The organism is Hahella sp. CR1 (genome assembly GCF_029813005.1).
Taxonomy (GTDB): domain Bacteria; phylum Pseudomonadota; class Gammaproteobacteria; order Pseudomonadales; family Oleiphilaceae; genus Hahella.
This window is the reverse complement of sequence record NZ_JAPELK010000009.1, coordinates 91,009-113,375: the sequence shown is the minus strand read 5'-3', so window position 1 is coordinate 113,375 and position 22,367 is coordinate 91,009. Positions and strand designations below refer to the sequence as shown.

The following is a 22,367-nucleotide window of genomic DNA, read 5'->3' as shown; positions in this document are numbered from 1 at the left end:
ACTCCGGACTGTCTTTATACGGCAAAGTTCATAAGAAAAACTGACGCCTCAAGGAAAGCAGGGTTCCAACAATGAGAATAAAAGAGTCTTGTATCAGTCTTGGCCTCTCAACGCTGTGTATCGTGAGCCCGGCCCACGCCGACAACGACAGAATTCACTTCAACGGATTCGGCACTATCGTCGCCGCCACTACCTTTGACGATGAAAAACCTTATTTTTCCTACGACGACGATCTTAATTTCAAGAACGAGTCCCTGTTCGGCCTGCAGGTGCGTGGCGACATGGGAGAAAACCTCTCCGCCACCGCGCAGATCATTGCTCGCGGCTCGGAAGATCATGACGCCGAGTTCGAGTGGGCCTATGTCACCTACGCCATCGACAATAACTGGACCGTTAAGGCGGGTCGTTTCAGAACGCCTTTTTTCGAATACAGCGACACCATTGATGTCGGCTACGCCTACCACTGGGTCAGGCCACCCAAATTTGTTTACGTACCCCTGTTTAAAAACCTGGATGGTTTGAACATTACTTACGCCTCGCAAATGCGTCAGTTCGACTCTACCCTGAACTTCTTCTATGGCTCGGTGCAAGAGGACATCCCTATCGGTCAGGTGGACCTGAAATTCGTCTATGGCGGCTCCTGGCGCATCGGCGTTGACTGGATCAGCATGCGCTTCTCCTACTTTCGCTCGAAGCTTTCCATACCCGCCATCGCGCCTGGCCTGGACAGTATCCTGCCTCCGGAAGACCCAAGCGCTCCAGCGCCTTCCGGCCCGACAGTGTCAGAGGAAGTCGCCGACGCCATCCGCGCCAATGACGATCGCGGCGCCTTCGGCAGCATCTCTTTGAAAGTGGAATACGATAACTTTTTCGCCGTGGCGGAAGTCACCAGATCGGAAATTGAAGACAGTATCTTCCCTGATCCGCTGGGGTATTACGTCTCCGTCGGCTACACCATGGGCAAGTTCACTCCCCACCTCACTTATGAGGTTTTCGACACCAGTCCGAGAAGAAGTATTCTCGACGGGGTGTCTGAATCCGATCCTGTTTACTCGACATTGGAAGGCATCATTGAAGGCACGGATCAGGACAACAAAGTCATCACGATCGGCGTACGTTATGACTTTCATCACAGCGCTTCACTAAAGTTCGACTTCAGCAAAATAAACTACGACAAGGACGGAGCTAACCGCATCGACACCCAGTTATTCAGCACTGCGATTAGTTTCGTTTTTTAAGGAGCGCCGACATGTTAAGACTCATTACTATCGTGTTTGCTCTCATCTACCCGCTGCTGCAGGCGCAAGCCGTGGAAGCCGAGGTCGCTATCATCGTTAATCCGAAAGCGAATCTTGATCTGAGCAATGAAGATATCCAGAAGCTGTTCATGGCGAAGCAGGCTTTCTTGCCCAACGGAGAAAAAGCCACCATCGTCTCCATCGACAGCTCCTCTGCATTGTTCGAAGAGTTTTGCGCCAAAGTCGTCAACAAAGGCTCGCGCCAGTTCCTCTCCTACTGGTCCCGGCTGATCTTCACCGGTAAAGCCGCTCCCATGATCACCGCCTCCAGCAATCAGGACATCAAAGAGCTGGTGGCGAAGAATCTCAACTACATCGGTTTTATATCCGCCGCGGACTTGGATGAAACGGTGAAGGCGGTAAAAACATACTAAGACTTATTAAAATGGTCGCCCAACACAACGGTGTAAAACCTCTTCCATACCTTGTGGTGGCGCATAATCCATTCTTGGTTTGAGGCGTCCCAATCAATTAATCAGTATGCCGTTCCTTTTAATTTCTTCTTTGACTCGACAGTCTTCCAGCTCAGGAAGGTATACCGCCAATGGACGGTCAAAATCTCTATCCCCCCCGACTTCAATAACGTCTTCGTCTGGGCCAAGATACGAAGCCGTGTCGAACAGCTCAGACCCAGCCACCTCACAAACGGTCCCTGCGGGAGAGGAGCCTCTAAAACGCTCGACAAGTAAGTGCATGTACTTCATTGGCAAGTAGTACCTGCTATCACCAATAAAGCAGACAGGGCCAGTATATTCGGAGCCATCTTCGCCAGTCTTCTTCCCAAGACAAACACACTCTTTCGTTATTTTGTTAAACAAGTAATACACTTCACTCATATCAACTACCTTTTCCCATCCGGATTGAATATTGGCTGTCGAGGCAATAGTTCGCTTCCTTTGTCGTCATAGATCACAATATCGGTATTCTTATATACCTCCAGTTTTTGAACATTTTCTGGGGTATGATTATTTAGAATAGTCTGCCGATTCCCCCAAAATTTTCCCATCCATCGCGCAGCATCTGTGCCTTCAGGAACCTGAACAAATACCAGGCATCCCTCGGCTTGATTCTGTGCGGCATGAGAAATTTCCTTGTCAAAACCACGTGCGGAGGCGGTGCATTTATTCTCGATTTTGAAAACCTCTCCATCCGGTCCTTTCGTAACCAAATCGGCTCCTTTGCCTCCAGGTCCTGCGACAGCTTCCGGAACAAAGCCTTCTGGCACAAACTTATCCAGTATTATCCTTGCGTTTATTTCAGTTAACGGAAACTTTTTATTACTGTCCTCAATTAAACCGCTAATGACCTGACTATAATCGCTTTCATTCGAAACACTTCCAAAGCCAGCGTTATGAGCTTCGACACTTCTTGTTTCACTGGGCTGGCTCGTCCTCAGCGCTTCTCCAGAAGCGCCAGCTGCTTGAGGATTAACGACAGGCGCTTCAGGTGCGACGGGTTTTGGGCTTGATCCAGCCAGGGGAGAAGTACTTCCAGAGACAGATTTATCAACATCCTGGCGCTCATAGGCTGAGACCTGATGTCCTCGATTAGCATTGATTGCATCCATGACCCGGCAAACCTATACATTCATATATATTTGCATAGGCGGGGCCTCACGCGACCGGCTCAGACCACTTTCTCCGGCGCCGGTTTGGCCGCGCTTAACGGTTTGTATACGCTCTCTCGCCAACGCTGCATCCGCCAAAAACTGATTGAGCAGTTCCTCCAGCTTGTTCGCATGCAGGTTCTCAATTTCATGCCGGTAATGAAGGTAAAAAAATCGACCGCCGGGTTTTATCGAAACGCTGCCCAAAAGACACTCAGGTCCAGGAAAGTTCAGCGTCTGACAAAGTTCGTATAAAGAAAGTAAATCGTCGTTCCGTTCCGGCGCTTCATCCAACTCCGCCAGGAACAGCAGCCAGGGGCTGGCCTGTGGCCACTCTATCTGCCATTTGATTCCAGTCTGAGTCTGCGCTCCGCATACACCCTGAGCGTCCAGTTGCAGCCAGCTAAGGCCATTGCGCTCCCCTATATAGCGAAGCTTTTCATTGATATCTTCAAGCATGCGCGCCCTCCCGCACAGTATTCTCATGAGGAGCGCGAGATGGCTGACGCGAGCCATCCCTGCGCCCAATACCATGAGTAACCCAAGTCGGACGATAGTTTCAGCCTGGGTCTGCGTGTTGCTTGCGATACTTGAGCGGCGATTCGTTAAAGTATTTGGCGAAGACCTCATAAAACCGAGTGACGGAGGAAAAGCCGCTGGCGAAAGCGATCTCAATCACCTGGTCCTGAGAGTACAGCAACAATCGGCGGGCATGATTCACTCGTAAGTCAGTCAGATACTCCAGTACGGACATTCCCACTGCTTTCTTAAACACGCTCATGGCGAAATTCTTGTGCAGTCCGACTCCGTCCGCCACATCAGCAATCGTGATGGGCGTTCGATAGTTGCCATTAATAAACTCCACCATGCAATGCGCATGGTGCAAGTGCCGGCTGCGATATTCCCCACAGCCAGCGCCTTGCCCGGACTTACAGGGATTGCGCATGATCATGCGGCGTAGAAACAGGGTGATCTCGTCCAGCACTAAATCCTGCAGCGGTCCATCCAGACACCGCAGCTCCTGCACCCAACGCTCTACCGCATCAAGGGATAGCAAGCCCGTTGCATTAGCGCGATAAGGCGTCCCGCGAATCAGCAAATGTTTGAACATTTCATTCGCGCACATATCCGTGAGTAGAAACAAAGGCAGGCGTAGCTGCAGCAGCAAGGCGTTCTTGTCCGCCGAAACCAGCTGATGCCGGTGTAATGCGGAAAAACAGATGACGTCGCCGCTTTCCAGCTCATACAACTGATCGAGGTAACTCAGCCTCATGGAGCCGGATAGAAGGATATTGATTTCAAGGTGGCAGTGTTGATGTGAGCCTCCCATGATCTCGGGCTCACCAAAGTGAAAACTGACCAGTCCAGAGGCGTCAGTATGCGTATTGGCGTCATGCCTATCGTGAATAGAAGGACTTTTCATTGCTTTCCCCGTGTTATTTTTATTCAGGAATAAGCGAGACTACTCAGCAGTGTCAGACGAACAGCAAATATATTCCATAAAACCAATAATTGGAATAAATTTTCCACACAAGAAAATCTGACTCGAATATTCTATCTGCCTGAATATCTCTTGCTTACTGCGTTCCGGCTGGGGGCATTTTTGCTTTTGTTGTTTTTTTACTTCATTTTTACAGCGCTTCATTCTAACGCCAGCTTGGACAAAAAAACAACAAAGCATCCTATATTTAGCTAACAACTGGTTTGATACTTCATGAAAAGCATAAAAAAGCCGCTTTTCCCTTTCTCAAGTAAAGCGGCCTTTTTGACATTCACATTTCAAAAAAAGAAATAAATATTACCTATATTTCTGACTGTTCCGTCAGATTGACGAAGCGCGCAGCACGCGCAATGTCTCCAGACAGGCATTCAAGGAGTGATAGTCACACTTCGCGCCAGCCTCACTCTTCTTATCTGTAACTTTGGAGTTATCCGCATTAAGAATTCGATACCAGGCGCCATGATCATGGTCGACAAAATGCGTCCAGGAATATTCCCAAAGACGCTCATACCACCGCCAATAGCCTTCGTCTCCTGTCGCCTCGCCCAGCAACGCCGCCGCCGCGAAGCTTTCCGCTTGCACCCAGAAATATTTATCGTCATCGCAAATACTCTGGTCTGGAGCAAAGCCATAATAGAGTCCGCCGTGACGATCATCCCAAGCGGCTTCCATAGCACGATCAAACAGCTCACGCGCTTTAGCAGCCAACCAGGGTAAATCGCTGTGACGGGCGAGCATCAGTAGCAGTTTGGTCCATTCAGTCTGATGGCCCGGCTGAAATCCCCAGGGCTTATAAAGGTTCTTGGGATCGTCTTTGTTGTAGTCCCAATCGATATCCAGGCCCAGGGTAAAGTGCTCCCACACCAGCCCGTCAGACTTTCCTCCTAGCGCCAACACCACCTTCTCCGCCAGCTCAATGGAGCGGGCCAGAAAACGCGAGTCCGAGGTGGCTTCATAGGCGGCGATCATCGCTTCACAGGCGTGCATATTGGCGTTCTGACCGCGATAGTCAGACACCTGACTCCAATCAGCGCTGATTTCATCCGCATAGAGCCCTTGTTGCGGCTGCCAGAAGTGTTTTTCCATCAGGTCCCAGGCTGCATATAAATCCTCGCGCGCCGACTCTTCTCCGGCGCTGACCGCCGAGGCGAACGCCAGAATCAGAAAGGCGTAGCCATAGCAGTACTGCCGTTGGTCTGCGGGTTGGTAGTCCTTGAAAGTCCACACATAACCAGGCGCATCCACACGCTTGTGCGCCTCACGCAGATAAGCCAGTCCGTGTTCGGCCCAGGCCAGCCATTGCGCCCGCTCTTCCTCGTTGCGCGCGTCCAAAAACTGGTGCGCCTGATAAAAGTTGAACGTCATCCGGCAACTGCTGACCAGATGCTTGTCTCCGTGCGCAAACACGCGGCCATCGTCATAATAGTTTTGAAAATAGCCACCCCGCTCGTCACGGCCCGCGCGTAGATAGAAATCCAATATCTCGCGGCTGTGCGCAGTTAAAAAATCCCTGCTTCTGAAATTCATTCACTCAGCTCCCAAAAACGACTGACTTCAGACCAGTCAGGCAACGCAGGAAAAGCCCCTTGCCGACTTACTGTTAATGCGCCGCACTGGGAAGCGAAACGCACCAGCGCGGCGACCTGTGATTGTGAATTGAGCAGCGCCGCCTGGTCGCCGCATTTCGACAGTCCAAACAATATAGCGCCCATAAATGAATCCCCCGCCGCCGTGGTGTCCACCGCCTTCACTGGCGGTGTCGCCTCCTCTCCAGAAAACGCGAGGGAGACATAACGAATAGGCTTTCCGCCGTCCGTCACCAGGATCAACTTCACCCCCTGTTGCAGCCAGCTCTGGCACAGCGCCTCGGAATCAGCGCCTGCAGCGAGATACTCCAGCTCATCCAGAGACAGCTTTAATAAGTGGGAAGAGGCCGCCAAACGAATGATCACTTCTTTATCCGCATGTCCCGACGCCCACAGATTATGGCGCAGATTCACGTCAAAGCTGATGACGCAGCCAGCGTCTTTGGCTCTTTGCAGCGCGCTCTCAGTGACGGCGGCGATCGAGGGCGTCGTGAGGGTGTTAGAGCAATAATGAAAGACGGAAGCGCCCGCAAACCAAGCCGGAGCGACCTGCTCCGCCTGCAAAACCATATCCGCGGAGCCATCTCGATAAAAAGAAAACGTACGCTCGCCCGAGTCGTCCAGCATCACGAACGCCAGGGCGGTTTTCGCCGTCGGATGAAACAGCAGATGGCTGGTGTCCACGCCATAGGCTTGCAGCGCATGAGCCAGAAAACGGCCGAACTCATCTTCTCCCACCTGCCCCGCAAACCTGGCGTCGCCTCCCAGCTTGGCGATGGCTACCGCCACATTGGCCGGTGCGCCGCCAGGAAACTGTTTGAATTTGCGCAGGCGTAGAGGGGCTTCCTCATCCTGTCCGATATTCAGAAAATCAATGAGGGCTTCACCAAAACAAACGACTGTGCTCATAGTTACTAATCCGCTAACTCATTCCGGGGCTAAACATTATAAGTCGAAGTCGGCGACAGATTTATCGCCGAAAATGCCCTGGTTATACACGTCTTCCTCTCAGTCGTCTCCTACCAAAGCGCAACTTTTCCGATACTTTTGCGGCGACTCGCCAAAGTATTTCGCAAACACTTCGTAGAACCGCGTCACGGAGGAAAAACCGCTGGCGTAGGCGATCTGAGTCACCTGCTCCCCAGTGTATTGCAACATACGGCGGGCATGATGCACCCGCAGCGCGGTCAGATACTCTAGAATCGACATTCCCAGGGTTTTCTTGAACAGCGTCATGGCGAAGTTCTTGTGCAGCCCCACATGGCCCGCCACATCGCAAACGCTAATAGACGCATGATAGTTGTCATTGATGAACTGCAGCATCACAGGAATATGCTGGCTGACTTTGAGCCCCGAAACGCCTGAGATCTGTTGATCAGGCGGGGTGTAACAGGCGTCCTTGAACAGACGCCGCAACAGCAGCGTGATTTCATCCAAAATGAGGTCATCCAGGGCGGGGTCACATAACCGCAGTTCCGCCACCCATCGCGCCAACATAGTATCGTCCACCAATCCAGCGCACCGCGCGCGACAGGGAACGCCATGAAACAGTTGCTGTTTCACGCCACAGGAAAGTTGCAGATTGAACAAGGCGAAAAGAGGGAGTCTAAAGCTGTACGCCACGGCGTCATCGCTCACAGCGCCAAACTGATGAAAGTGCAACGCGGAATAACATAAAAGGTCTCCGGCGAACAATTTCATCGTCTGTTGACCATACAGCATCTCAACACTGCCGCGGGTCAGAATAAGAATCTCCAGATGGCAGTGCTGATGCGCAGCCGCCATAGCTTCCGGCTGGTGGCGTTCGCCTTCCAGCTCAAATCCGTACGGATGGCTTTCTCGGCCATAGGATTGACCAATCATCGCTTCACCCCCTAATTATTTTTATTCAGGTAAAGGCATGCCCGGGGCGCAGTCGCCGAGGCAAAGTCTCAGCGAGCGCCATGAGCTTGATATTTTTTAGTGAACGCAAAAACGCCCGGGTCTGATTCGCAGCAGAGGCTCCGGGCTAAAGGCTCTAGCCGATACGGGCCTGGCTCTCGATATCGAAGAAAACGGCTTTGGACAGATCGAGCATCAGGTTCATCTTTTCACCCAGCTTGCCCGCGCTGTCAGGCGCTACCCGACAGCTCACTTCCGTGCCGTTCAGATGAATGTGCATAACGGTGTCCGGTCCGGTAGGCTCAACCATATCAATCTCAGCCTCCAGCACCATAACATCGGCTCTCTCCACTTCATGCGGATTCACCTGAGTCACCCTTTCAGGACGCAGACCCAGAGTCACCTGCTTGCCGACGTAGTAAGTCAGGCAGGCTCCGCGCTCGCCCAGAGGCAGACTGTAAGTGCGACCGTCACGGGTAGTGACTTTCGCCACCAGACCACCGCCTTCGTTTTGGATCTGCACCGGAATGAAGTTCATCGCGGGTGAGCCCATGAAACCGGCAACGAAAATGTTGGCGGGCTCGTCATAGATCTCTTGCGGGGTGCCAAATTGCTGCACGATGCCGTCTTTCATGACCGCGATGCGGTCCGCCAGGGTCATCGCCTCGATCTGGTCGTGCGTTACGTAAACGATGGTGGTGCCCAGATTCTGGTGCAGCTTTTTGATTTCCGTCCGCATTTCCACCCGCAACTTGGCGTCCAGGTTACTCAGCGGTTCGTCGAACAGATAAATCTTGGGTTTGCGCGCCAACGCCCGCCCCATGGCCACACGTTGACGCTGACCACCGGAAAGCTGGGAAGGCTTGCGGTCGAGCAAATGCTCAATTTGCAGCATTTTCGCCACACGCTCTACTTCAGCCGTGCGCTCGTCTTTTGGCACCTTGCGCATTTCCAGACCGAACGAGATGTTGTCGCGTACGTTCATGCTTGGATACAGCGCATAGCTTTGGAACACCATAGCGATGTCGCGATCTTTCGGGCTACGACCGGAAACGTCTTCGCCGCCGATCAAAATAGCGCCGTCAGTGATCTCCTCCAGTCCTGCGATGCTGTTCATCAGCGTGGACTTGCCACAGCCGGACGGACCGACAAGGATCAAAAACTCGCCCTTCTCGATGCTGATGTTTATGCCTTTGAGGACTTCCGTTTTACCGCCGTAGGTCTTACGAACGTTTTGAATTTCTAATGCAGCCATTTAAATTAACCTCGAAACTGTCTTTGTTCTTGTGTGAAAGGCGGCGGCGCGCCTAGCCTTTCACAGACCCGGCGGTCAGTCCTCTGACGAAGTATTTGCCGGCCAGTACGTAAACCAATAGTGTGGGCAGACCCGCGATAATCGCCGCCGCCATGTGCACGTTATATTCCTTCACGCCAGTGGAGGTGTTCACCAGGTTGTTCAGTGCAACGGTAATCGGCTGAGTATCGCCGCTGCCGTAAACCACGCCGAACAAGAAGTCGTTCCAGATCTGCGTGGTCTGCCAGATGATGGTCACCACAATGATCGGGCCGGAAATCGGCAGCAGGATACGCCAGAAAATAGTGAAGAAACCTGCCCCGTCCAGCTGCGCCGCTTTAACCAGCTCACCCGGAATATTGATGTAGAAGTTACGGAAAAACAGGGTCGTAAACGCCATACCGTAAACAATGTGCACGAACACCAAGCCAGCAGTGGTGTTAGCCAGGCCCAATAACCCCAGGGTCTGCGCCATAGGCAGCAACACTACCTGGAACGGAATAAAGCATCCGAACAACAGCAGGCCGAACAACAGCTCGCTTCCGCGGAATTTCCACTTCGTGAATACATAACCGTTCAAGGCGCCCAGGAATGTGGAGATCAGAACCGCCGGCACAACGATTTGCACGGAGTTCCAGAAGTATCCTTCCACGCCTTCACAGCGAACGCCTGTGCAAGCAGTGCTCCAGGCTTTGGACCAAGCGTCAAAGACAAACTCGGTCGGCCAAGAAATCAGGTTGCCGCTACGGATGTCGTCCATTGTTTTGAACGAGGTCAACACCATAACGACCAAGGGCAGCAGGTAAAACAGCGCTGCGGTCAGCAACACGGCGTAGATAAGCCCGCGATTAATACGACTCCAGTTCATAGATGATTGCGCAGTCTGATTAACCATTACGCGACCCTCTCAATTCTGAGTACAGATAGGGAATCAGGATGGCCAATACGCCGCCCAACATCAGCATTGCGCTCGCCGCGCCCAAGCCAATCTGGCTGCGGGTGAATGAGTGCGCGTACATAAAGGTCGCCGGCAAGTCAGTAGAATAGCCAGGGCCGCCGCCTGTCATCGCCGCCACCAAGTCGAAACTCTTGATAGCAATGTGAGACAGAATGATAAAGGCGCTGAAAAACACCGGACGCAGACTCGGCAGAATAATGCGACGATAGATTTTCGGCAGCGTGGCGCCGTCGATTTGAGCCGCTTGAATAATGGAATTATCGATACCGCGCAGCCCCGCCAGGAACATCGCCATCACAAATCCGGATGACTGCCATACGGCGGCGATCACCAGCGTATAAATGGCCATATTCGGGTCGACAATCCAGTCGAAGCTAAAGCTTTCAAACCCTAGATCCCGCACCACTTTTTCCAGACCCAGTCCAGGATTCAGCATCCACTTCCAGGCCGTACCAGTAACGATGAAGGACAACGCCATAGGATACAGATAGACCGTACGGATCGCGCCTTCCTGACGAATCTTCTGGTCCAGCAGTATCGCCAGGGTCACCCCCAGAACCAGGCAGACCAGAATGAACAGTCCACCAAAAATACCCAGGTTGGTGCAAGCCACCAGCCAACGGTCGTTTTCAAACAGCTTTTCGAATTGAAGCAGGCCGACAAAGTCATATGACGGCAGAAAACGCGAATTGGTCATCGACAGGACCGCCGTCCAGATGATGTAGCCATAGATAAAGACCAGCATCATGACGAACGTCGGAGCCAGCACCATTTTTGGCAGCCAGCGCTCCAACCAGGCAAGACCGCCTTTCGCTTTTGCAGTTGCTTCGGGACGATCGTGTGCGCCCATGGATATCGCCCTCATGGTTCCCCTCGTTAAAGGCAAGTTTAGGATAGAGATGGGGGTTGCGCGCGCGAACTGATCTGTTCGCGCGCGCTAAGCCGATTACATTGCTGCTTTTACAGCCTGCGCCAGCTTGTTGACCGCTTCTTTAGCGGACTGACTGTCGTCATTGAAGAAGTTGGTGACGACATCATAGATAGCGCCCTGGATATAGGACGTGGTGGACATGCCATGCGCCATACTGGGCACCAAATCGCCAGTGGAAGCGGCGGCGTTGAAAGCGTCCATAGATGCTTCCGCGCAGCTGTCGAACTTGTCGCGAGCCATGCCGCTACGTACTGGGATAGAGCCTTTGTTCAGGTTAAAGGTTTCCTGGAAAGTCGGCTCCATGATCAGACGCGCCATAGCGTTCTGTGCTTTCACGTTGTCGTCATTGTTCAGCTTGAACATGGCGAAGCTGTCGATGTTAAACGTGAACTGACCGGAAGTGCCGGGAGCAGGCAGACACATGTAGTCAACGCCAGGCTTTTTACCCGCTGCGGTGAATTCGCCTTTGGCCCAGTCGCCCATTACCTGCATCGCGGCTTTGCCGTTGATGACCATGGAAGTGGCGATGTTCCAGTCACGACCGGCTGCATCTTTGTCGATGTATTTACGCATGCTCTTGAAGGTTTCGAAGATCTTAACCATCTTCTCGCTCTTCAGCGTATCAGCGTCGTGCTTAACAAAGGCTTTGTTGTAGAACTCGCTGCCGCCCATGCCCAAAGCGATGGCTTCGAACAGAGTAGCGTCCTGCCATGCCTGACCGCCGTGCGCCAGCGGAATGAAGCCCGCTTTCTGAATGGCGTCGGCCGCTGCAGGGAATTCTTCCCAAGTGGTTGGGATGCCTACGCCCGCTTTACGGAACACGTCTGGGTTGGCCCACAGCCAGTTCACCCGGTGCACGTTTACCGGAACAGCAACGTAGTGGTTTTCGTATTTCATGACGTTGGAAACGACATCTGGGAGCAGTTTGTCCCAGTTCCCGGCTTTGGCGACGGAGTCCAGGTTCGCCAACAGACCGAGGTTCGCCCACTCCTGGATATCCAGCCCTTTGATCTGGGCTGCTGCAGGTGGGTTTCCTGATACGGCTCGTGATTTCAGAACGGTCATGGCGCTTTCCCCGCCACCCCCGGCAACCGCAAAGTCTTTCCAGGTGTGCCCTTCTTTCTCCAACAAGCCTTTCAATACGGCGACAGACGCCGCTTCACCGCCGGAGGTCCACCAGTGGAGCACCTCAACTTCGCCCGCCTGTGCTGAAGTTGCTGCTGCGATGCCAGAAAGAACGATAGGAGCAAGAGCTTTTTTGATTCGTTTCATGACCAAACCTACTGTTTATTGTTGTTTAAATAAAAGGTTCGCCATTCCCGATTGAACAATCCCTGATGGGATATTTTAGGAAGGCTGAAATCCTCTGATTACGCTCAAAGGTTTACTCAGTATAGGGGTGGAAATACGGGGGCGGGGTAAGATAGAGCAACCTAATGTAACAAAACCTTAAAAACCTTGCAGATTCCCAACGGCCACAATTAAGCGGCCATTGGCTGGCAATGGGCCAGATTCAGACTTCCTGATACTGCCTTGGCAGCCAGACTTCCACGACAAAGCCGCCCTGCTCATGGTTTCTGACCTTCAGCCTGCCGCCGTGAGCATGGATAATATTGCGGGCGATGCTCAATCCCAGACCAGATCCGCCCGTGTTACGATTGCGGGACTTTTCTAACCTTACGTAAGGTTCGAAAATGCGATCCTGCTCCATTTCCGGAACTCCCGGACCAAAATCCCGCACCGCTACGTGCACGCCTTCATTCACATCTTCCAGAAATACTTCCGCCTGATGCCCGTAGAACAGCGCATTATCAATAATGTTGCTGAATGCGCGCTTGAGCGCCAACGGCTTACCCCAGAACGGCTGCTCCAACACGCCGGTCAGCACTACTTTCTTGCGCTGCAGATCCGCGCCTTCGCAAATTTGCTGCAATAAATAGTGTAGATCGATATTCACCGGATTTTCATGGACAGTGGTGTCTTTAACGCACTGCAAGGCGCCATGCACCATGTGATCCAGGTCTTCCAGATCCTGAATGAACTTGCCGCGCAGCTGGTCGTCGTCGAGCATTTCCGCCCGTAGTCGCAGACGGGTGATCGGCGTTTTAAGATCATGGGAGATGGCGGAGAACAGCGTTTCCCGATCCTGAATATAACGTTGAATGCGTTCTTGCATGGCGTTAAAGGTGCGCGCCGCCGCCACAACTTCTGTGCTGCCCTCCTCCGGCAACGGAGGCCGTTCGATGTCCTTGCCTAATTCGTCCGCCGCCCGCGATAGCAACTTCAATGGCCGCGTCAGCCAACGTACTACGACAAACAGCGACAGCACCACCAGAACCACGGTGATTCCCATAAACCAAAGGCGCTCGGCGGGCAAATAATCGCCTTCAATCAGGCCATCCGGCGTGGGCAACAGCGTGGCCAGATACAGCCACTCGTCTTTCTCCAAACCTATCTGCACCACCAGGATCGGAGTCTTTTGCGGGTGTAACAACAGGCTGTGATGCCCCCATCCCGGCGGCAGATCCAGCAGACGAATATCATTGTTAAAAACGTGCAGGGACTCGGCGAAAGAGAACTCGGATATAATCTCCACCTGACGGCCCAGCTCTCGTTGCAGGACAGAATCCACTTCCTCTAACACCCAGCGCTTCAGGTCCGTGTCCTGCGTCGGGCTGATATTGATCAACTCACTGTTGAAGGTGACGAAAAAGCGCGAACCGCCCATGCGCCGCAACTGATCGAGGACGATATGGCGGTATTCCACCGGCAGGGATTTAAAGAAGCGCACAGTGGAAGCGATGCTGAACGCCAAGTGATTGGACATACTCAGCACATTTTCCTGATTACGGGTCTTAATCTGCGCCACCCAAATCAAGCTGGACAGCGCCTGCGCAGCCAATACGGCGATGACCAGAACAATCACCATTCGCGACAATAAAGAACGCGGAGCCAAGCCCGCCAATCCTCGGCGAGCGCCTCTTTTAATCCCCATATTCGCGCTCAACCGGAACCGCTAAAACATAACCGGAGCCGCGCACGGTCTTGATAAGAGTGGGATTTTTGGCGTCATCGCCCAGTCGCTGCCGTAACCGGCTCATATGCACGTCGATGCTACGATCCAATGGCGAGCACTCGCGCCCGTGCAGCACGTCGGAAATTTCGTCCCGGCTTAACACTTCATTGCCCTTTTCCAGAAACAGACACAATAAAGTGTAGTCGGCGCCGCTGATGGCGCTCTTGTCGCCGTTAGGTTGCACCAGCATGCGGGATGTAGTGTCCAGCACCAGATTGCCGAAACGATAGATTTTGGGTTGCCCGGAAGGCGTGCTCTGTTTGGGTTGCACCCGACGCAGAATCGCTTTCATCCGCGCCAGCAACTCCCTTGGATTGAAAGGTTTGGCGATATAGTCGTCGGCCCCCATTTCGAGACCGACGATACGATCAGTGTCATCCGCATTGGCGGTCAACATGATGATGGGAACGGTGGACGACTTACGCAGACGCTGACAGATAATAAAGCCATCGTCGCCAGGCAGCATGATGTCCAGAATAATCAGATCCGGTGTCTCGCCCTCCAGCAGCTTGAACAGCGTCTCGCCATCCTCAGCCGGAGATACGTCAAAACCGTTTTTGGAAAGATACTGGCTCAGCAATTGCCGAATTTCCAAATCGTCGTCCACAACGACTATATGCTTGTTTTTGTGGGTCATCGCTGCTTAAAACTTAACCTCGTAAACTGAGCGCGATCATAACACAAATTTATCGCCGGCCCAGTTGTGATTGTACTTGTGTCGCATGTCTCCAGTTGCGGACAGTCATTACTCACTTTTTGGCCATAATCTGTATAATTCGCGCTCTTTTCGTCAAACCAGCCCTTTGCGGAGCTTCCATGTACGTGTTTCTGGATTTCTTTGGTATCGCTGTATTCGCCATTTCCGGCGCGCTTGTCGCCGGACACAAGAAACTGGACGTTTTCGGCGTGCTTGTGGTCGCCCTGGTAACCTGTCTCGGCGGCGGCACTCTGCGCGACCTCGTGTTGAACGCTCACCCTGTCGTCTGGATCGCCAACACAACCTATCTTGGCGTGGGCATTATTTCCGCCCTCGCCACGTTCGTACTGGTCAGGCTCAAACGCATCCCTCTTCATATGCTGGAAGTCTGCGACGCCATTGGACTGGCTTTTTTCACGATCGCCGGCACGCAAAAAGCGCAGGCGCTGGGCCACAGCTTCGAAATTTGCCTGTTGATGGGCATCATGACTGGCGTTGCAGGCGGTGTTTTACGCGATATTATCTGCAACGAAATCCCGCTGATTTTCCATCGCGAAATCTACGCTACGCCAGCCATCGCCGGCTCATTTCTATACCTGACTTTGAGCTACTTCAGCATAGACTCGGATGTCGCCGCGTTGTCAGGAATGGCGGTCACACTGGCGTCACGGCTTGCCGGCGTGTACTTCAATATCAGCTTGCCCGCGTTTCTTTTTTCTGAAGACGAACAGGAAACGCCCAAACCGGAGTAGGCTCAATATGCTCAGGCTTCAGAAAGGCTTGAATCCGCCGCTCCGGCGTATGATTATGCTTTTCTGATCGCTAGCGCATTCAATATCCAAGGAGTATGCCCATGCATGAGTACTGGACTGAGTTTCTTACCGTCGCCCTCGCCCACCTATTGGCTGTCGCCAGCCCCGGACCGGACTTCGCCGTGGTGATGCGCCAAAGCCTGTGTCGAGGACTGAAACCCGCATTATGGACCAGTACGGGGATTGGCTCAGGCATACTTCTACACATCACTTATTCATTATTGGGTATTGGCCTGCTGATTTCTCAGTCCGTGGTCGCCTTCAACGTATTGAAGTGGATTGGCGCCGCTTATTTAATCTGGGTGGGCTTCCAGTGTTTGCGCGCCAAACCTCAAGCGCCATCTGACGAACCGCTGCAACAAACACTGCCTAGTGAGTCCGCATGGCAGGCGTTTCGTCTGGGCTTTTTAACCAACGTGCTTAACCCTAAAGCCACCTTGTTCTTTGTCGCCTTGTTTTCCGTCGTGATCAGCCCGGACACGCCCAAGTGGATTCAGGGTATTTATGGCGGCTGGATGTTCGTGGCCACTACGCTGTGGTTCTGCGGTTTCAGTTTCTTCCTTTCTGGAGAGCGCGTACGCAGAGTATTCCAGCGCTGTTCACACTGGATTGAGCGAGTGATGGGAGTCGTGTTATTTGGTCTCGCGGCCAGACTGTTCGCCGCGACTCGCGACTAAGAGCGCATTAATACTGCGTAAAGTCCGCTAGAAGAAGCACAGAAAGGCGAGCGGGAAATCTCGCCTCTCTGGCCTCGACGCTACTATTAAGCGCCAAGGCGTACACAGAGTTTTTAATTCCTGATTCTTACTTGGCTGGCAACTGTCCATACAGATCAGTCAGCAAACGTTCCGTTTCATCCCAACCAATGCAACCATCCGTGATTGAGACGCCATACTGCAGCGGTCTGTCAGGATGTACTTTCTGAGTTCCTTCTTGCAGATAACTTTCCAGCATGACGCCCATAACCGTGGAGCTACCTGTTTTCAACTGACGCACGACTTCATTCAGCACTTTGGACTGGTTACGGAAATCTTTCCGGCTGTTGTCGTGGCTGCAGTCCACCATCAAACGCACGGGAAGACCATGTTTTTCCAGCGCTTCGCTGTACTCTCTTACGCTATCTTCATCGTAGTTAGGTTTTCCTCTGCCGCCGCGCAGCACTAAGTGAACGTGGGGGTTGCCGAGGGTTTTGCGCATTTGGGGGCGTCCGCAGGTGGACAAGGTGGGGTAACAGTGGGGAGAGCGGCTGGATTGCATGGCTTGTATCGCCACTTCCACTCCGCCGTCCGTTCCGTTCTTGAATCCGACTGCGGAGGTCAGGCCGCTGGCCATCTCTCTGTGCAATTGACTCTCTGTGGTGCGAGCGCCAATCGCTGTCCAGGACACCAAATCCTGCAAGTAGTCCGACACGATCGGACTCAACGCCTCAGTCGCCAAAGGCAGGCCGAGATGCGCCAATTCAACCATCAGCCTTCTGGCTTTGTCCAAGCCGTAAGCCATATGGTGTGAACCGTCCAGCAGAGGATCATACACCAGACCTTTCCAGCCGACGGTAGTGCGAGGCTTTTCTACGTAGGCGCGCATAACGATTTGCATGCGGTCGTCCAATTGCGGCTTCAGTTCAGCCAAGCGGCGGCCGTACTCCAGCACGCCATCGGTGTCGTGTACGGAGCAAGGTCCGACAACGACCAACAGACGCGGGTCATCGCCGTGCACAATATTATTGATGGCTGTCCGCGCATTCTCCAGCTGTGTGGCCAGGTATGCGTTAACAGGATAGCGGTGCCGAAGTTGATTGGCTGAGGGCAGGATATCGCCCATCGGCTGTATTGGTGGCTCCATATGTTTCAATGTCTCGTCGATAACTGCTCTTGCCTTGATTCCCATCGACTTTACGCCGGATTCTTTGACTGTCGCTGCCTGGTTCATTGGTTCTCTCCCGATATTACTCTGTGTCTGCATTCGATTCGTAAGTTAAAGATTCAGTTTTAAAATCAATAACTAAATCGAGACTGACACCACCATCTAGGCAGAAAGCGACCGCACACATCACTATGTTGAAGCGCCGGCGCCGGTTCCCTGTCCTCTTTAGTATACGACTGATTACCCGTCATGACCTTACCCTGTTGATTACCTGTTTGCTTCAATCCAACTGCCAACGACACCTTGTTGATTCGCAGCTTCCAGTCCCGCGAGGGTATAAAAAAAGCCCCGGAGACGTTTGCCTTCGGAGCTTCTTTGAGAGTTCTTCCGGAAGGCAGCTTCGTTAAACGCGCCTTCCTGTAACCTAAGTATGCGGGGGCTCGTTAACGATGGTTATAAAAATAAAACCAAAAATGCCAACCGCTAAAATACGCACGAACGCCAGCAACCGCTGCGTTGCCGGAGAAAGATTTGAAAATGTTGAGAGTGTTGTGCGTATTCATGGAGTAAATACTAACCTGCGGTTTTAACAAAAAGCAACTGCAAACGGGAAAAAAGTTCGAAGGCGCCAATAACGCCTCCCTTTCGACGCCTTACACCACCTGCCCCAACTGCCTTAACTTCTTCTTCAATGACTCGTTTTCCTCCTGCAGCGCCTCCAGACGCGCCTCCAAGTCCGTAATCCTCGCCTTGTAGGCGGAGATGTTGCCAGAGTCAGAAGGAGTCGCCGTTTCTACCGGCTCTATGTCGCTGCTGAACATGTGCATGTAACGCGACTCTCTCTTGCCGGGCTCACGAGGCAACATCGCGACCAGAGGTCCCTGCTTGTGTTCCAGCAGCCGTTTCAGCGTCGCCTCTACAGCCAGGACATCGGTGAACTCCGCCATTCTGCTGGCGCGTGAGCGCAGCTCTCCCGGCGTTTGCGCCCCCCGTAACAGGAGTTCGCATACCACCGCGACTTGCTGCGCATCCAGCTTAAGTTCGCCAAACTCTGTGTTACAGAAACGATGATGGTACTTTTCCACCCTACTTCCATAACTGCTGCCTTTCACCAGGTCCTTACGCTGCAACGCTTCCAGAGTCTGGCGGACAGTCGCTTCGTCCAGTTCCAGCACCGGATGGCGGTTGCTTTTCTGATTACAGGCGTTCACCAGCGCATTCAGCGACAACGGATATTGGTCCGGCGTAGTGATTTCTTTTTCCAGCAACACCCCGACCACACGGGTTTCATATAATGTCAGATCTTTTTTCATTTCCCCTCTCCTTACCCGTTATCGACCACTGATTTCAAATTATTGGTATCCCTGGCTACGTAGATGGGCCAGTAGTATGCGTTTGGCTTCGTTGATTTTCGCCGCCAGATAATTACTGCCGCCGCGATCAGGGTGAAACTTCTGCATCAATCGGCGATGCGCCTCCACGACCTCATCTTCACTCAAATCATGATCCGTCAGGCCAAGCACGTCTTTGGCGTCAGCCAGCGTCATGGCCTCATCATGGGTTGGTACGTTATCCACATCGTCCACGGAGAACTGGGTCCGCCAATGCACGCCATAGACTCGTTCAAAATAGGTCTCCAGAATCTCAATGGAGTCTTGATAATCTCTCACTGCTGAACGATAGAGAGTCGCCAGACTGCTTACGTCCATCGCTTGCAGGTTCTGCCCGGAGTAACGGCCCGCCAGGACGTCTCCATCCATCTTGCCGCTGCGGTGATCCAGCGTCATGCGCAGCAGGCTGGTTTCGATGCTGGATTGCCCATCGCCTCCCGCCACAGAGTCACGTCCGGCGTTGAAAAGTTTGCGCAGCAGGGGCAACCACTGCAAGACGGAAGGAAGACGCTTGAACAGCAACAGGAGCGCCGCAAACAAAGCTGCGATAAAATTCAACCGGCCGGTCACCACCAGCAATAGAATAACGACTCCGCCAATACCCAGTGCGAGATAGGTCAGATTTTTCTTTCTTTTTTCCGGCGGCGCCTGAAATACATGCTGCAGCAGCCAGAAAAAAATTAAAGCCAGCAAAAACCCCAATATCAGTTGCACTTCTCTTTCCTTATTATCGCCGCCATGTCAGGGCGTTTTGGTATCTATTTTCGGCCCGGGGAGTTGTCGCCTCAATTCCAGCAAACGAGGGCCACCTCGACGACTGTAGGCCTCCAATGCAGGCAGGCCGCCACGCGCATACTCGGCAACAGCGCCGAGCAGCTCCTTTAGCTGTTCTGCGCTACCTTCGTCAAATCGACACCAAGCGCCGCCGGAGAGTCTGGCGATATCTTTGTACACTGCTTCCACGCCCGCATCACAGCCTTCCTGAAACATAAAGACCGGCGCGCCGATAATGCCAAGCTCCCCCGCTTGTCTCAATAATCCGGAAGCATCTTCTTCTAACGCATCGCCGACAAACACCAATGCCTGAACTTTGCGTTTCAAAGACTCTGACTTTCCGTGCGCCAGCACTCGGCCAATCTGTGTTTGGCCCGCCATACAATATACGGAGGTCATTGCCCGCACCAAGGCATTTGCGTCAGTCACCCAATCAGAACAATTAAACTCTTTGAGTCCTCGATAATAGACAAACTGTACCTGCAGCCCCGTCGCGTTTCCGACGCTAAGAAACATTTCCGCCTGCAGTTGACTCGCCTGATCCCAGAGCAGCTGACGACTCATCGTGGCGTCGACTGCGAATATAAGACGCCCGCTCCCATGAGTGTGCGCCAAGGGCGTCGTTTTGACCTTTTGCAGAAAGTGCTGGATCGCCTGTTTGCTGGCTGGCGGCGCATTCGGTCTCGCTGGCGTTTTATTCATATCATTGCCTCCGCAAACCGATTCTCTGTTAAATATACTAAAAAGTATTGCAGGTTAAGCGCTTATGCGGCGACGCCAACGGCAAAATTAATGTTATCCCGGACGCTTCACCCACAAACTATTAGAAAACTGGACGGGAAGTCCTTAGAGTACATGCTTTTCTATTTCCAAGCGCCAACGCACCCGGCGACGCCCCAGGCCTGCGCAGTCAGAGTCAGTCTGAGCACACAGCGTCGCGCTTTTCGTCCGGCACATAATTACGAGGTTCAAGGTGATTGTCTATCAAGGTCATGAGGGCGCTTACTCCCATCTGGCGTGTAAGCAAGTATTTCCCGATCGCGAAGCGCGTGCTTGCGGCTCATTTCGCGCAGCCATGGAAGAGGTGGAGCAAGGCAAAGCGGAACTGGCGATGATCCCTCTGGAAAACTCCACCGCAGGACGTGTGGAGGAGATTTACCGCTTGATTCCACAAATGAGCCTGCATATTCAGGAAGAGCACTTCGAAGCCGTAAACCACTGCCTCATGGCGCTTCCTGGGGCGCGTCTGGAAGATCTGTGCGTTGTCGGCTCACATCCCCAGGCGCTGGCGCAATGCGCCGATCACGTTCGCGAGCTGGGACTGAACCCAGTCGCCACGCTGGATACCGCCGGCGCAGCCCTGGAAGTCAGCCAGAGCGGCGATAAAACCAAAGCCGCCATCGCGTCCAGTCTGGCGGCTGAGCTGTACGGGCTGGAGATTCTGAAAGAGAATTTTCAGGATAAAACCGGCAATACCACTCGCTTTATTATCCTTTCCCACGAAAACAGACTCCCTCCCCTTGAGCCAGGAGTGAAGTACATCACCTCCCTGCTCTTCCGGGTGCGCAATATTCCCGCCGCGTTGTACAAGGCCCTGGGCGGGTTCGCCACCAACGGCGTCAATCTGGTGAAACTGGAGAGCTACATGCCGGGCGGCACTTTGAACGCCAGTCAGTTCCATGTGGACATTGAGGGACACATCGACTCGCCGAACATGAAGCTGGCCTTGGAAGAGCTGACTTTCTTCGCCGAGGATATTCGCATGCTGGGCACATATCGGGCTCACTCCATGCGCGCCAGCCGCAGCTTTCACGACTAACGCTCCCGGCCCGGCGCTCGCCTGCGCGACGGGCCATCCATTACTCTTATCAAGGTGATTGAACACATGACACATTCCCTACACGACATTTCAACGTTCGCGGTGGATCTGGCGTTGCAGGCCGGCGAGTTAATGGAAAAAGAGCAGCGCAATGCAGAATATGAAACCAGCTTCAAAAATCACCAGGAGCTGGTGACTTCCGTTGACCTGAAAGTCGATGAGCTGATACACAAACGCATCCGCGCCAACTATCCAGATCACGCCATTTTGTCGGAAGAGAATATGTCCGACATAAGCAAAGTCGGCGACCTCAACGGCCCATTGTGGGTCATCGACCCCATCGACGGCACCGTCAATTTCGCCCACGGCCATTATCAGGTGGCGGTATCCATCGCCTATTTTGAAAGAGGCGAAGCGCAAATCGGCGTGGTGCACTGTCCGTTTCAGAAAGAAACCTTTCACGCTATGCGCGGCCAGTATTCGCTGCGCAATCACAAGCCTATCCAGGTCAGCGGCGCCACCAATTTACGGCAAGCGCTGGTGGCAACCGGCTTTCCTTACGATAAAAGTCGATTGCCGGAGCTGATTCAACGACTACAGGCGGTGATGATGGAGTGCCAGGATATTCGCCGTATCGGCTCGGCGGCGCTGGATATCTGTTGGGTAGCCATGGGACGTCTGGACGCTTACTACGAAACCGTCAGCCCTTGGGACTGCGCAGCAGCGCGCCTGATCGCCCAGGAAGCGGGCGCAAGTTGCGGCAATTTGACAGTGGCGCCGGAAGGCATGCCAGAAGAGTTAAACAGCAAGGATTTGCTCATCGCCAGCCCGGCGTTGTATCAGCCTTTAGCGGACATTCTGCTAAAAACCCTGTAAACCG

The 22,367-nt window shown here is 53.1% G+C and carries 23 protein-coding genes; 6 read left to right on the top strand and 17 right to left on the bottom strand.

All coding sequences use genetic code 11. The features are described from left to right. Positions 1–71: 71 nt before the first annotated feature. The gene (locus tag ONV78_RS21120) at positions 72–1,238 is read left to right on the top strand and encodes a hypothetical protein (protein ID WP_279506156.1); all 1,167 of its coding nucleotides are present in this window, start codon (positions 72–74) and stop codon (positions 1,236–1,238) included. A gap of 11 nt (positions 1,239–1,249) precedes the next feature. After that, a complete protein-coding gene (locus ONV78_RS21115) occupies positions 1,250–1,672 on the top strand; it encodes a hypothetical protein (protein ID WP_279506155.1) in 423 nt (140 codons plus the stop codon). A gap of 93 nt (positions 1,673–1,765) precedes the next feature. On the opposite strand, the gene ONV78_RS21110 is transcribed toward ONV78_RS21115, so the two are convergent. The 13 genes from ONV78_RS21110 to ONV78_RS21050 all read right to left on the bottom strand — a co-directional run bounded on the left by ONV78_RS21110 (position 1,766) and on the right by ONV78_RS21050 (position 14,768). After that, positions 1,766–2,134 carry a hypothetical protein gene (locus ONV78_RS21110; RefSeq protein ID WP_279506153.1) on the bottom strand — a complete coding sequence of 123 codons (369 nt, stop codon included), beginning with the start codon at positions 2,132–2,134 and terminating at the stop codon, positions 1,766–1,768. Between the two features lie 5 nt (positions 2,135–2,139). Next, positions 2,140–2,865, bottom strand: a complete 726-nt coding sequence (locus ONV78_RS21105; RefSeq protein ID WP_279506151.1) for a hypothetical protein — start codon at positions 2,863–2,865, stop codon at positions 2,140–2,142. 12 nt (positions 2,866–2,877) lie between these two features. Then, positions 2,878–3,363, bottom strand: a complete 486-nt coding sequence (locus tag ONV78_RS21100) for a CesT family type III secretion system chaperone (protein ID WP_279506150.1) — start codon at positions 3,361–3,363, stop codon at positions 2,878–2,880. Between the two features lie 100 nt (positions 3,364–3,463). Further along, entirely contained in the window at positions 3,464–4,327 is an 864-nt protein-coding gene (locus tag ONV78_RS21095; RefSeq protein WP_279506149.1) for a helix-turn-helix domain-containing protein, read from the bottom strand. Between the two features lie 399 nt (positions 4,328–4,726). Further along, positions 4,727–5,932 (bottom strand): AGE family epimerase/isomerase, encoded by a 1,206-nt coding sequence (locus ONV78_RS21090; RefSeq protein ID WP_279506147.1) that lies wholly within the window; start codon positions 5,930–5,932, stop codon positions 4,727–4,729. Beyond that, a complete protein-coding gene (locus ONV78_RS21085; protein WP_279506145.1) occupies positions 5,929–6,900 on the bottom strand; it encodes a carbohydrate kinase in 972 nt (323 codons plus the stop codon). The genes ONV78_RS21090 and ONV78_RS21085 overlap by 4 nt, the downstream gene beginning before the upstream one ends. Before the next feature lie 99 nt (positions 6,901–6,999). Beyond that, the gene (locus ONV78_RS21080) at positions 7,000–7,854 is read right to left on the bottom strand and encodes a helix-turn-helix domain-containing protein (RefSeq protein WP_279506143.1); all 855 of its coding nucleotides are present in this window, start codon (positions 7,852–7,854) and stop codon (positions 7,000–7,002) included. Positions 7,855–8,008: 154 nt separating this feature from the next. Continuing rightward, positions 8,009–9,127, bottom strand: coding sequence for a sn-glycerol-3-phosphate ABC transporter ATP-binding protein UgpC (gene ugpC, locus ONV78_RS21075; protein ID WP_279506142.1), 1,119 nt, complete (start codon positions 9,125–9,127; stop codon positions 8,009–8,011). A gap of 52 nt (positions 9,128–9,179) precedes the next feature. Further along, the gene (locus ONV78_RS21070; RefSeq protein ID WP_216737636.1) at positions 9,180–10,061 is read right to left on the bottom strand and encodes a carbohydrate ABC transporter permease; all 882 of its coding nucleotides are present in this window, start codon (positions 10,059–10,061) and stop codon (positions 9,180–9,182) included. Next, positions 10,054–10,974: a sugar ABC transporter permease gene (locus tag ONV78_RS21065; RefSeq protein WP_253938412.1), complete on the bottom strand. Its 921-nt coding sequence runs from the start codon at positions 10,972–10,974 to the stop codon at positions 10,054–10,056. The genes ONV78_RS21070 and ONV78_RS21065 overlap by 8 nt, the downstream gene beginning before the upstream one ends. A 96-nt stretch (positions 10,975–11,070) precedes the next feature. Then, positions 11,071–12,327: an ABC transporter substrate-binding protein gene (locus ONV78_RS21060; RefSeq protein ID WP_216737638.1), complete on the bottom strand. Its 1,257-nt coding sequence runs from the start codon at positions 12,325–12,327 to the stop codon at positions 11,071–11,073. Positions 12,328–12,568: 241 nt separating this feature from the next. Continuing rightward, positions 12,569–14,050, bottom strand: a complete 1,482-nt coding sequence (locus tag ONV78_RS21055; RefSeq protein ID WP_279506140.1) for an ATP-binding protein — start codon at positions 14,048–14,050, stop codon at positions 12,569–12,571. After that, entirely contained in the window at positions 14,040–14,768 is a 729-nt protein-coding gene (locus ONV78_RS21050) for a response regulator (protein WP_279506139.1), read from the bottom strand. Before ONV78_RS21050 ends, ONV78_RS21055 begins: the two co-directional genes overlap by 11 nt. Positions 14,769–14,947: 179 nt before the next feature. Here ONV78_RS21050 and ONV78_RS21045 point away from each other — a divergent pair, with 179 nt between their 5' ends. Beyond that, positions 14,948–15,580, top strand: coding sequence for a trimeric intracellular cation channel family protein (locus ONV78_RS21045; RefSeq protein ID WP_216737641.1), 633 nt, complete (start codon positions 14,948–14,950; stop codon positions 15,578–15,580). 101 nt (positions 15,581–15,681) lie between these two features. Next, complete coding sequence (locus tag ONV78_RS21040; protein WP_279506137.1) at positions 15,682–16,317, top strand: LysE family transporter; 636 nt, start codon at positions 15,682–15,684, stop codon at positions 16,315–16,317. 127 nt (positions 16,318–16,444) lie between these two features. On the opposite strand, the gene ONV78_RS21035 is transcribed toward ONV78_RS21040, so the two are convergent. The 4 genes from ONV78_RS21035 to ONV78_RS21020 all read right to left on the bottom strand — a co-directional run bounded on the left by ONV78_RS21035 (position 16,445) and on the right by ONV78_RS21020 (position 20,370). After that, on the bottom strand, positions 16,445–17,569 hold the full coding sequence (locus ONV78_RS21035) for a 3-deoxy-7-phosphoheptulonate synthase (RefSeq protein WP_253938413.1): 1,125 nt from the start codon (positions 17,567–17,569) through the stop codon (positions 16,445–16,447). A 587-nt stretch (positions 17,570–18,156) separates the two neighbouring features. After that, entirely contained in the window at positions 18,157–18,816 is a 660-nt protein-coding gene (locus ONV78_RS21030) for a DUF480 domain-containing protein (RefSeq protein ID WP_279506136.1), read from the bottom strand. A 39-nt stretch (positions 18,817–18,855) separates the two neighbouring features. Then, complete coding sequence (locus ONV78_RS21025) at positions 18,856–19,608, bottom strand: molecular chaperone DnaJ (protein WP_216737644.1); 753 nt, start codon at positions 19,606–19,608, stop codon at positions 18,856–18,858. Positions 19,609–19,635: 27 nt separating this feature from the next. Continuing rightward, complete coding sequence (locus ONV78_RS21020; RefSeq protein ID WP_279506134.1) at positions 19,636–20,370, bottom strand: VWA domain-containing protein; 735 nt, start codon at positions 20,368–20,370, stop codon at positions 19,636–19,638. Positions 20,371–20,641: 271 nt separating this feature from the next. Here ONV78_RS21020 and ONV78_RS21015 point away from each other — a divergent pair, with 271 nt between their 5' ends. Both ONV78_RS21015 and ONV78_RS21010 read left to right on the top strand, forming a co-directional pair. Beyond that, complete coding sequence (locus ONV78_RS21015) at positions 20,642–21,487, top strand: prephenate dehydratase (RefSeq protein ID WP_279506132.1); 846 nt, start codon at positions 20,642–20,644, stop codon at positions 21,485–21,487. Between the two features lie 66 nt (positions 21,488–21,553). Further along, the gene (locus ONV78_RS21010) at positions 21,554–22,363 is read left to right on the top strand and encodes an inositol monophosphatase family protein (protein ID WP_279506129.1); all 810 of its coding nucleotides are present in this window, start codon (positions 21,554–21,556) and stop codon (positions 22,361–22,363) included. Positions 22,364–22,367 lie beyond the last annotated feature (4 nt).

Coding starts and splice junctions, on each gene's coding strand:
- ONV78_RS21120 (WP_279506156.1), top strand. CDS start 72: ATGAGAATAAAAGAGTCTTGTATCAGTCTTGGCCTCTCAACGCTGTGT.
- ONV78_RS21115 (WP_279506155.1), top strand. CDS start 1,250: ATGTTAAGACTCATTACTATCGTGTTTGCTCTCATCTACCCGCTGCTG.
- ONV78_RS21110 (WP_279506153.1), bottom strand. CDS start 2,134: ATGAGTGAAGTGTATTACTTGTTTAACAAAATAACGAAAGAGTGTGTT.
- ONV78_RS21105 (WP_279506151.1), bottom strand. CDS start 2,865: ATGGATGCAATCAATGCTAATCGAGGACATCAGGTCTCAGCCTATGAG.
- ONV78_RS21100 (WP_279506150.1), bottom strand. CDS start 3,363: ATGCTTGAAGATATCAATGAAAAGCTTCGCTATATAGGGGAGCGCAAT.
- ONV78_RS21095 (WP_279506149.1), bottom strand. CDS start 4,327: ATGAAAAGTCCTTCTATTCACGATAGGCATGACGCCAATACGCATACT.
- ONV78_RS21090 (WP_279506147.1), bottom strand. CDS start 5,932: ATGAATTTCAGAAGCAGGGATTTTTTAACTGCGCACAGCCGCGAGATA.
- ONV78_RS21085 (WP_279506145.1), bottom strand. CDS start 6,900: ATGAGCACAGTCGTTTGTTTTGGTGAAGCCCTCATTGATTTTCTGAAT.
- ONV78_RS21080 (WP_279506143.1), bottom strand. CDS start 7,854: ATGATTGGTCAATCCTATGGCCGAGAAAGCCATCCGTACGGATTTGAG.
- ugpC (WP_279506142.1), bottom strand. CDS start 9,127: ATGGCTGCATTAGAAATTCAAAACGTTCGTAAGACCTACGGCGGTAAA.
- ONV78_RS21070 (WP_216737636.1), bottom strand. CDS start 10,061: ATGGTTAATCAGACTGCGCAATCATCTATGAACTGGAGTCGTATTAAT.
- ONV78_RS21065 (WP_253938412.1), bottom strand. CDS start 10,974: ATGGGCGCACACGATCGTCCCGAAGCAACTGCAAAAGCGAAAGGCGGT.
- ONV78_RS21060 (WP_216737638.1), bottom strand. CDS start 12,327: ATGAAACGAATCAAAAAAGCTCTTGCTCCTATCGTTCTTTCTGGCATC.
- ONV78_RS21055 (WP_279506140.1), bottom strand. CDS start 14,050: ATGGGGATTAAAAGAGGCGCTCGCCGAGGATTGGCGGGCTTGGCTCCG.
- ONV78_RS21050 (WP_279506139.1), bottom strand. CDS start 14,768: ATGACCCACAAAAACAAGCATATAGTCGTTGTGGACGACGATTTGGAA.
- ONV78_RS21045 (WP_216737641.1), top strand. CDS start 14,948: ATGTACGTGTTTCTGGATTTCTTTGGTATCGCTGTATTCGCCATTTCC.
- ONV78_RS21040 (WP_279506137.1), top strand. CDS start 15,682: ATGCATGAGTACTGGACTGAGTTTCTTACCGTCGCCCTCGCCCACCTA.
- ONV78_RS21035 (WP_253938413.1), bottom strand. CDS start 17,569: ATGAACCAGGCAGCGACAGTCAAAGAATCCGGCGTAAAGTCGATGGGA.
- ONV78_RS21030 (WP_279506136.1), bottom strand. CDS start 18,816: ATGAAAAAAGATCTGACATTATATGAAACCCGTGTGGTCGGGGTGTTG.
- ONV78_RS21020 (WP_279506134.1), bottom strand. CDS start 20,370: ATGAATAAAACGCCAGCGAGACCGAATGCGCCGCCAGCCAGCAAACAG.
- ONV78_RS21010 (WP_279506129.1), top strand. CDS start 21,554: ATGACACATTCCCTACACGACATTTCAACGTTCGCGGTGGATCTGGCG.